This window comes from Roseburia sp. AM23-20 (assembly GCF_003470905.1).
Lineage (GTDB): Bacteria > Bacillota > Clostridia > Lachnospirales > Lachnospiraceae > Roseburia > Roseburia rectibacter.
On the sequence record NZ_QRHS01000009.1, the window covers coordinates 116,634 to 124,780 of the forward strand.

Annotated in this window: 19 protein-coding genes; 15 read left to right on the forward strand and 4 right to left on the reverse strand. The window is 39.2% G+C overall.

Annotation, left to right across the window (positions count from 1 at the left end; all coding sequences use genetic code 11):
• Positions 1-12 precede the first annotated feature (12 nt).
• The 4 genes from DW650_RS09185 to DW650_RS09200 all read right to left on the reverse strand — a co-directional run bounded on the left by DW650_RS09185 (position 13) and on the right by DW650_RS09200 (position 1,789).
• Positions 13-393: a hypothetical protein gene (locus DW650_RS09185; RefSeq protein ID WP_147403010.1), complete on the reverse strand. Its 381-nt coding sequence runs from the start codon at positions 391-393 to the stop codon at positions 13-15.
• Positions 394-515: 122 nt separating this feature from the next.
• Positions 516-899: a PH domain-containing protein gene (locus DW650_RS09190; protein ID WP_118209719.1), complete on the reverse strand. Its 384-nt coding sequence runs from the start codon at positions 897-899 to the stop codon at positions 516-518.
• 11 nt (positions 900-910) lie between these two features.
• Positions 911-1,348: an ImmA/IrrE family metallo-endopeptidase gene (locus tag DW650_RS09195; protein WP_118209737.1), complete on the reverse strand. Its 438-nt coding sequence runs from the start codon at positions 1,346-1,348 to the stop codon at positions 911-913.
• A 12-nt stretch (positions 1,349-1,360) separates the two neighbouring features.
• The gene (locus DW650_RS09200; protein ID WP_118209720.1) at positions 1,361-1,789 is read right to left on the reverse strand and encodes a helix-turn-helix domain-containing protein; all 429 of its coding nucleotides are present in this window, start codon (positions 1,787-1,789) and stop codon (positions 1,361-1,363) included.
• A gap of 252 nt (positions 1,790-2,041) precedes the next feature.
• Here DW650_RS09200 and DW650_RS09205 point away from each other — a divergent pair, with 252 nt between their 5' ends.
• The 15 genes from DW650_RS09205 to DW650_RS09260 all read left to right on the forward strand — a co-directional run bounded on the left by DW650_RS09205 (position 2,042) and on the right by DW650_RS09260 (position 8,011).
• A complete protein-coding gene (locus tag DW650_RS09205; protein WP_118209721.1) occupies positions 2,042-2,212 on the forward strand; it encodes a helix-turn-helix domain-containing protein in 171 nt (56 codons plus the stop codon).
• A 42-nt stretch (positions 2,213-2,254) separates the two neighbouring features.
• A complete protein-coding gene (locus DW650_RS09210; RefSeq protein ID WP_118209722.1) occupies positions 2,255-2,542 on the forward strand; it encodes a hypothetical protein in 288 nt (95 codons plus the stop codon).
• Positions 2,543-2,788: 246 nt separating this feature from the next.
• A complete protein-coding gene (locus tag DW650_RS19740) occupies positions 2,789-2,932 on the forward strand; it encodes a hypothetical protein (protein WP_199654238.1) in 144 nt (47 codons plus the stop codon).
• Positions 2,933-2,944: 12 nt separating this feature from the next.
• Positions 2,945-3,184: a helix-turn-helix domain-containing protein gene (locus DW650_RS09215; protein WP_118209723.1), complete on the forward strand. Its 240-nt coding sequence runs from the start codon at positions 2,945-2,947 to the stop codon at positions 3,182-3,184.
• A gap of 16 nt (positions 3,185-3,200) precedes the next feature.
• Positions 3,201-3,464 (forward strand): lectin-1, encoded by a 264-nt coding sequence (locus DW650_RS09220; protein WP_118209724.1) that lies wholly within the window; start codon positions 3,201-3,203, stop codon positions 3,462-3,464.
• Positions 3,461-3,634 carry a hypothetical protein gene (locus tag DW650_RS19545; RefSeq protein WP_158576221.1) on the forward strand — a complete coding sequence of 58 codons (174 nt, stop codon included), beginning with the start codon at positions 3,461-3,463 and terminating at the stop codon, positions 3,632-3,634. The genes DW650_RS09220 and DW650_RS19545 overlap by 4 nt, the downstream gene beginning before the upstream one ends.
• A 94-nt stretch (positions 3,635-3,728) precedes the next feature.
• On the forward strand, positions 3,729-3,920 hold the full coding sequence (locus DW650_RS19440; RefSeq protein WP_147403011.1) for a hypothetical protein: 192 nt from the start codon (positions 3,729-3,731) through the stop codon (positions 3,918-3,920).
• Positions 3,904-4,221, forward strand: a complete 318-nt coding sequence (locus DW650_RS09225) for a hypothetical protein (protein ID WP_118209725.1) — start codon at positions 3,904-3,906, stop codon at positions 4,219-4,221. The genes DW650_RS19440 and DW650_RS09225 overlap by 17 nt, the downstream gene beginning before the upstream one ends.
• Positions 4,214-4,405 carry a hypothetical protein gene (locus tag DW650_RS09230; protein WP_118209726.1) on the forward strand — a complete coding sequence of 64 codons (192 nt, stop codon included), beginning with the start codon at positions 4,214-4,216 and terminating at the stop codon, positions 4,403-4,405. The genes DW650_RS09225 and DW650_RS09230 overlap by 8 nt, the downstream gene beginning before the upstream one ends.
• Positions 4,406-4,416: 11 nt before the next feature.
• Positions 4,417-5,037, forward strand: coding sequence for a Sak single strand annealing protein (locus DW650_RS09235; RefSeq protein WP_243102912.1), 621 nt, complete (start codon positions 4,417-4,419; stop codon positions 5,035-5,037).
• Positions 5,037-5,666: a putative HNHc nuclease gene (locus tag DW650_RS09240; RefSeq protein ID WP_118209727.1), complete on the forward strand. Its 630-nt coding sequence runs from the start codon at positions 5,037-5,039 to the stop codon at positions 5,664-5,666. The genes DW650_RS09235 and DW650_RS09240 overlap by 1 nt, the downstream gene beginning before the upstream one ends.
• 116 nt (positions 5,667-5,782) lie before the next feature.
• Entirely contained in the window at positions 5,783-6,493 is a 711-nt protein-coding gene (locus tag DW650_RS09245) for an ORF6C domain-containing protein (RefSeq protein WP_147403012.1), read from the forward strand.
• The gene (locus DW650_RS09250) at positions 6,483-6,911 is read left to right on the forward strand and encodes a RusA family crossover junction endodeoxyribonuclease (RefSeq protein WP_118209729.1); all 429 of its coding nucleotides are present in this window, start codon (positions 6,483-6,485) and stop codon (positions 6,909-6,911) included. Before DW650_RS09245 ends, DW650_RS09250 begins: the two co-directional genes overlap by 11 nt.
• Positions 6,912-6,915: 4 nt before the next feature.
• On the forward strand, positions 6,916-7,656 hold the full coding sequence (locus DW650_RS09255) for a DUF6291 domain-containing protein (RefSeq protein WP_118209730.1): 741 nt from the start codon (positions 6,916-6,918) through the stop codon (positions 7,654-7,656).
• A gap of 1 nt (position 7,657) precedes the next feature.
• Positions 7,658-8,011 (forward strand): hypothetical protein, encoded by a 354-nt coding sequence (locus tag DW650_RS09260; protein ID WP_118209731.1) that lies wholly within the window; start codon positions 7,658-7,660, stop codon positions 8,009-8,011.
• The last annotated feature ends 136 nt before the right edge of the window (positions 8,012-8,147 follow it).

Consider the following 8,147-nt stretch of genomic DNA (forward strand, 5'->3'; position numbering starts at 1 on the left):
CCTATAGATTAATTAAAGTTTATCGCCATTTTCAGATATATACTTTGACATTTCGTCGTCATGTTCTAATTGAGCATTGCACATTACAGCATATCTTTCTAACTCATATGGAGAAAGTCGTTTTTGCAGTGTTTTGTTTGTGGTTTGTTTTAAAGGCTTTTTTTCGACAGGTTCATGTATTGCGTTTTTAGAAAAACTGTTCTTCTCGCTTTTATTTTCGACGTTTTCCGATGATATTTTTTTAATAGGCTGTTCTTGTACATTTTTTTGAAATTCATCACAGGAATCGGCAGTTGTTTTTAATGAATCGGAAGGATTTTCAAAAGAGTATCCTGAGTTTGGATATAAATTTTCCACTTTTAATGCATTTAATATTTTATTAAAAAACATCATCACACCTCCCGGAAGCACTATGTTGGTATATAGGATTTCATTTTTTATTCTATCAAATCCCATGAGTACCCAAACGGATAAGAAAAAAGGTTAATGGTTGAGTTCCTTTTTCAGATTATAAGTTATTCTAAAATATAGTTCGATATGGATTTTCCAATTTCTATAATATTACATTCACCAGATATTTCAAAATGAGCTGTAAAACCATTATTAAACCAAAGTTGTAATTCACAATTTGGAACAGCTCCAGAAAATCCAGGAGTTCGAACAGAAAAATATTGAATTTTTGAATATGGAAGGGAAGAAAAGTCCTTTCTTTTTCCTGTTATCCCCTGTACATCTATACAAATAATTCTTTTATTAGTGAAAACAACTTGGTCACGAATTGTTTGATATGCATTTAGAACTATTTCGTTGTTAATCAATAATCCAGTTACTTCATTAAGAATTTTTGCGGTATCAATAGGTTTGAGGTGAAAAACAGTGTTGTCTGCAAAATTAATCATGATTATTCTCCTTAGTTATTAATAAATTTTTTAAAATCCATTATCCTTTCATTATATCCAGCGAGTCTAGCTAATTGATCTGCTGACATGTTCGGATTTTCTAAAATCAATTCATCTGGTATTAAAAGTTCTGCTGCAAAGGTGTTTGCCTCAATTTCTATTTTAGAATTAAGTAAAAGTGTTTTGTTCCGTATAAAATAGCAGTTTTCTTTGCGGTGCATAATCGAATGCGCCAGTTCATGAGCCATTACAAGCCGCATTTCGTTTTCTGATAAATCTTCATTTAGAAAGACGCACTTATGATTTTTTAGGAACATATAACATCCAGCACGACTACCGAGTGCGCCTATTTGAACTTCTACATTGAGATAATCTGCGAGCTCAAATGGATTTCTAGTATTAAATTTTAAAACGTAGTGATTTACTAATTGTTTTATATCTTTTCTCAATTTATGTAACACCTACTTTTTATTCTTGTTAGGGTTGTATTTCTCCTTATTGATAGGTTTCAATTTGCGCATCATTAATTCAATCTGTCCAAGGAGCAGTTCTGCATCATCTTCTGGTATCGGTTCGCCATCATAGGATAGAGGACCGTCAGCACCGTTCTTTATTTTTTGGCGAATATTCTCCATATCCTTTGCAATATCGCGTTCGTCCTTGGCAGAAAGAGTTTGAGAAACGGAGTTCAAATCTTTTTCATTTCCATACATCACATAATCAATACTTACATTGAAATATTTAGAAATAATTTCGGCTAAGTCCATACCGCATCTGGAATTCTTCTTTTTCCAAGTACTGATAGTTGATTGAGATACATTGGTATCCTTACAGAATTTGTAAGCACTTATTCCGTGGGATTGTAATAATTGCTCAAAAATTTCATACATTTTTTGTCCACCTTTCACAAATACAAAATACTTTGCTAAAAACGAAGTAATACTTATTGACAACCGAAGTATCTGGTGTTATAGTATGGACATACTTGATTGAACCGAAGTAAAACTACCAAGTAAAAATTCGATTCTGAAAAGTACTTCGTTATTGATATATGTATAATTCGTTTAAACAAACTATATCACTAAACCGAAGCAAACACAAGTATAAATAACATACAAAAAGGAGGGATATTTTTGTCGAAAATGTACACCTGTAGCGAAGTCGCAGAGAGATACAAAGTCAAGGTCATCACTGTATGGGAGTGGATTCGCCAGCAGAAACTCGGAGCAATTAAAATTGGAAAAGAATACAGAGTTTCTGAGGAAGATTTAATTGCATTTGAGAATGCTAGAAAAACCACTCCGGCGAAGTAGAAGATACCACAACACCAGTTCAATAGAAGGGAGATGAGAAGAGTGGAAGAAGTAGATGAACTTATTAAAAAACTTGCAATTCATATCAGTGGAATTATTTCATCTGGTAAAGAGCGAGAGGGAGAAGTTTCAGATAAGACAAAGGCTCTCGCAGCGTTGATATCTGCAAGAGCCGAGTTTCCGGTAAACGAAGCAGAAATAAAAAACGATTTGAAGTCTACTGAGGAGTTAGCAGATATCGTCTTAGAGCATCTTCGGAATATTCCAGAATGCCAGAAGAGCATAGAGTTGTCATCGTCTGAGCTATTCCAAGATAAACAGACACCTTAATGGCATTTGTCAAAAGCAATGCTTCATCTTCGGTAATTTGACGATCTAAACCACCAGCTAGCATTTCGAGGATTGGCTGTAAATTGTTCTTGATTAAATTGTCGGAAGTTTTCATTGCGTACTGAATTATTAAGTCATCCATAGTAATAAATCTCCTTTGGGATTGATACTCGGACGCGGCAACGTCCTGTGAGGAGATTGTACCACAGATGGAGAAATAAAGAAATGTAACGAGAAAGGAGAAATATGAGCGAAGCAGAAGAGTTAAAAGAACTGTGTCAGCCGATAGTAGACTGGCTGAAAAAGAATCATGATCCACATACCGAAGTGCACATAACTGCAGATCACATTGACCTGATGGAGAGTGTGATCGGTATTCCGGTAAAGTAGGGAGGTGGTTGGATGCCTAGAGTAACCATTAAGAAAAAGGAATACAAAGTCAGCGATTTCAGCAAGTGGATTGTTGGGAAGATGTATGAACAGGGTTTGACTCAGGCAGATTTAGCAAAGATGATCGGAATTACTCAGCCATCATTTTGCAATCGCTTAAAAAAGGGATTGTTCAGTTATTCAGATATGTTGATTTTATTTAAAGAGTTGAAGGTGTCTGATTCTGAAATCCTTACTTTGATGAAATTATGAAGGGAGGTGGTAGTGTGTGAAACGTTTATCTAAAATCATCATGGCAACCGGCGGCACGATATCAATGCTTGCCATGTGTTGCTTAGACAGCGACGGAGTGTATATGTACTATGCCGCACTGGTCTGCATCCTTGGTGGATTTATCGCCGGTGCAGGGTACGGGTTGAGAGTCCTGTCGGAGCATAGGAGAGAGATGCAGATCGAGTTGCTTTATTTTCGGCAGGCGGACAAGCTGGACGGAGATATGGAGCTGATCGGAATTGAGGAGGTAAGAAAGTGACAAATGCACAATGTTTAAGTGAGGAAGAGAATCCCAAAGTAGAGGATATGGCTGTTGGTATGATTATTGCAAAAGTGGGACTTGATTTCAATATCGAAGTTAATGCTGAAAGCTATGTGCCAATTTATCATCAGATGAAAGGATGGTTACTTAGTGAAATAGAAAAATAGCACCCTGAACTTTGGCGAGGACAGGTGCTATTTCAATCGTGGAAATACCAAGTATTTCTGCGTTTATTGTAACACTGGAATTGAGGTTGTGTCAATGTATGAGAAACAATGTAGATGTTGCGGATGTTCCATGGATCCTGGGGAAGGTCAGAACGGTATCTGTGATGACTGCATAACTGGGGAGACAAAACGGCAGCAGCGTGAAGATCAGATGGAGCGGATGGTTCGGACGACGGATTGGAAGCAGATGGAAATGGAGGAATTTATAAGTGAATGCAAGTATTGAGATGAAAGCGGTAGCTTTGGAAAAACTTATCGCGGCAAGAAAAGATCTTCTACAGCAGCAGTATAAACTGCATGCATATTGTTCAGCCTTGGAAGAATGTTCAATTTTAATCTATTCCACCAAAGAATTTATGGAATATGCAGAATATTTTGAGAGACAGGTTTCTGTTGGAAAAGAACCAGAAGCATATATAGGTACTCGCTTGAGTTTCTTTTACAAAAAAACGGAAATATGTGCATATGCCAGTGACTTGGAAATGAAAAAGTATTTCGGTGAAGATGTGGTGAAGAGTCATGAATGAGATTGTACCAGATAATTATGATTTATTCAGACAGCGAGATGCGGATCAGGAACAATGGCTAGTAGGCAGACCCAAATGTATCTGTTGTGGGGAGGCAATACAGGAAGATTCCGCAGTACAGATCAGAGGGAATTATTACTGTGACCGCTGTTTGGATGATATGAGAGTATATATCGAGGATTAGGAGGGATAATTTTGGCACTGAAAAGTTATGAGGAAATGAGACAGATCGATGTAAGACCATATTGTGAAGAACGTGACGGACTTACCTATCTTAATTGGGCGAAATGCATTGCTTTATTGCATGAGAATGGTGCAAAAATCGTCCGGTGGGATCCGATACCGGATGAAAAAACAGGAAGCAGCCTGCGTATGGTAGATACGGTTTTTACGGATACAAAAGGTAATACAAACAGATGCTATGAAACCAGAATAAAGGTTGTAATTGATGATAAAGAGTATGAAATGCAGACACCCGTAATGAATGGTCCAAATCCAGTAAAAGACAACTCCATGAGTCAGCAGAGAGTATGGAACAGCATGTGCAGGGCATTTGTTAAGTGCGTTGCAATTAATACCGGACTGGGATTTAATTTATGGCTCAAAGAGGAAATGCAGCCATTTAGTAATGCCATTCCGCTAGAAGATGAAAAAGCATCCACAGCACAGATAACTACGATAAAAAGTTTATGTAAGAAGCACAAGATCAATGCAGAGTGTTGGTTGAAAATGAATAATACAACCTGGGGTGATCTTACTGCGGCAAATGCTGGAAATATGCTTAATGCATTAAAAGAGAGATATGGTGATGAGTGATGTATGCACAGGTAGGCATTAAACAGTACAGGGAAAATAAAGATGGTACTGATTTAGTGATTTCCATATCCGGGATGAAACTTGGAGATATGCTCCGCAGAAAGAAAATTCAAAACGCCGAGATTCGGTTTGATGATGGCAGGCATATATCTGCAGAGCAAAGAAAAAAAGCATACGCCACGATCAGGGACATTGCTGATTGGACAGGCTATCTGCCGGAAGAAATGAAGGAGCTTCTGAAATATGAACACATGATCCGCACGGGAGATTCAAAATTCAGCTTGTCAAACTGTTCTATGGACACGGCAAGGGAATTTATCAACACAATTCTGGAATTTGCTTTAGAGAATGGCATACCGCTTTCTGACAATGCCATAAATCGGACAGATGATATTGGAAGGTATTTATATTATTGCCTGATGCATAAGAAATGTGCCATATGCGGCAGGGATGGAGAAATACATCATGAGGATGCCATTGGAATGGGGAATGACAGGCGGAAGGTTGATGATTCAAATTATAAGAAAATCTGCCTTTGCCGGATGCACCACACCATAGCACATCAGATGGGAGTGATCCGGTTCCGTGAAGCCTATAAGGTGTACGGGATTATTGTAAAAGATTTATAGGGTTGAAACACCTGCCGGCAGGCAAAAGAAACAGTTCATGCAGAATAATATATCACAGTATTATTAAGAGCCGTGATCTCCGGTGCCGATGGGTGCCGGAGGGAAAGGAGAAGTTATTGAACCAGTTAGAGATTTTTAAGAATAGAGAGTTTGGAGAAATCCGGACAGCTGCCATAGATGGAGAGCCGTGGTTTGTTGGGAAAGACGTTGCAGAAGCACTTGGTTATTCAAATACGAGAGATGCGCTTGCGACACATGTTATGGATGAGGATAAGAATACCGTCGTGATTTCCGACGGAAAAAGGAGAGGAAACCCAAATCAGGTCATTATAAATGAGTCTGGTTTATATGCATTGATTTTCGGCAGCAAACTTGATTCAGCAAAAAGATTTAAACATTGGGTAACATCGGAAGTGCTGCCACAGATCAGAAGAACCGGCACCTATCAAAAACCGATGACGCCACAGGAAATGATGCGTGTACAGCTTGGTATGATTGATGGTCACGAAGAGAGAATCACGCATCTTGAAAATACCATGACCATTGATTATGAACAGCAGCAGGAATTAAAGAAAACTGTAAATAAAAGAGTGATTGAGGTTCTTGGTGGTAAAAAAGCACTGGCGTATAAGGAAATGAGCAAAAAGGTGTTTTCTGAGTGTAATCATGATATTCAGGATTATTTCAGAGTCAATTCCAGAAACAATATTCCAACCAAGAGATACCAGGAAGCTGTTGAATATGTCGAAGGATGGAATCCAAGTAATAATACAATCCTTGAAATAAGAAGCTGTAATGCGGGAATGGGTGGTGTCAATGGAGTATAAATTTACGATTCCGGGACGGTTGGATGGTTTAAATGACTATACAGCCGCAAACCGGACGAATCCACGCAAAGGCGGACGGATGAAAAAGAAAAGTGAGGAATCTATCATCTGGTATATAAGGCAGCAACTTCCCGGTGTACATATCACGGATCCGGTTCTGATCTACTATCAGTTTTATGAAAAAGACCGCCGCAGGGATAATGATAATATTTTATCCTGCGCTGCCAAGTTCGTACAGGACAGCTTGAAAAAAGCATGGGTGATCAAAGATGATGGTCAGAAATATATACCACATTTTTACTTTGATACGAACGTGGATAAGGACAATCCGAGGATTGAAGTGACCATTACGGAACTTACACAGGCGCAGGCAAAAATGTCACTGAGAGAGCTTCTTAAGGACTTGGAAACGGGGTGATGTCTTGACGGATGAAAAGAGCAGCTTTGTCCTGTATGCGGAGTATCTGGAACATATAAAACTGCTTACGATGGAACAGCGCGGAGCACTCCTGACGGCAGTATTGTGTTACGCGTCAGGGGATGAACTGCCGGAAATGGACGGCATGACCAATATGGCATTCAGCTTTATCAAATCAAGGATAGATCGTGACACTGCCGCATATCTGGAGAAGATTGAGAAACGTCGGGAAGCCGGAAAACTTGGCGGCAGACCAAAAACAAAAGATATTTCACAAAAACAAGAGAAAGCAAAAAAAGCAAATGGTTTTTCTGAAAAGCAAAATAACCCTATTACTGATAATGTTAATGTTACTGTAAATGTTAATGATAATAATAAAAATACTTTGGCGGATGCCAAAGCGTTGTTCGAACGTCTGTGGAAAGCATATCCGAACAAAAAAGGCAAAGGACAGGTATCGGATACCCAAAAGAAACGGCTACTTGCAATCGGGGAAGATAGGCTTGTTAAAGCGATTGACCGCTACAGTCTTGAATTGCAGAAGGACGCCGACTGGCGGAAAGCACAGTACGGGAGCACATTTTTTAACAGTGGCTATGTAGATTATCTGGATGAGAACTATGTGCCTGGCAAAGCAACAGGGCATAAGGGCAAAAGCAATGCTTTTAGTAATATTAATCATCGTCAGTATGACTATGACGAATTAGAAAAACAGGTGCTAAATTCACAACCGGGAGGTGGTTGAAGTGAATATGACGGAGGGAGAAATTTGCAGGCAGTACCGCAGCGCAAAGGACAGAGCAAGCCAGTTGCAGATTTTAGCAGATTTAAATTGTGTGCCGCGATTGGAGATCATCAAGATCCTGATGCATAACGGCGAACAGGTACGGTTGCCACTTGCAGCAAAAGGTAAGAAAAGAACAACGGAGCTGACGGACGAAGAGTACACGGCGGCACTGTTTAGACGGTTGGATGTACTTGATCGAGAAATTTCCAAGAGGGAAAGAGAATATCGGGAGATCGTGGCCGTGATGAAAGGAGCGGGGAGGTATAAATGTGGAAAGAAGGTAAGAAACGCCGCACAATTATCGGAAAAATGAATAATAACTTGTCAATTCCGACAAAGCACCCGGACCAGGATGCGTTGAAAAGATTCAGAGAAGTGCCGTATCAGTTACGGTACGGGAAGGAGAAGAAAGATGCTGAATAGAGAAAAATATGCGGAAGAGATTATTG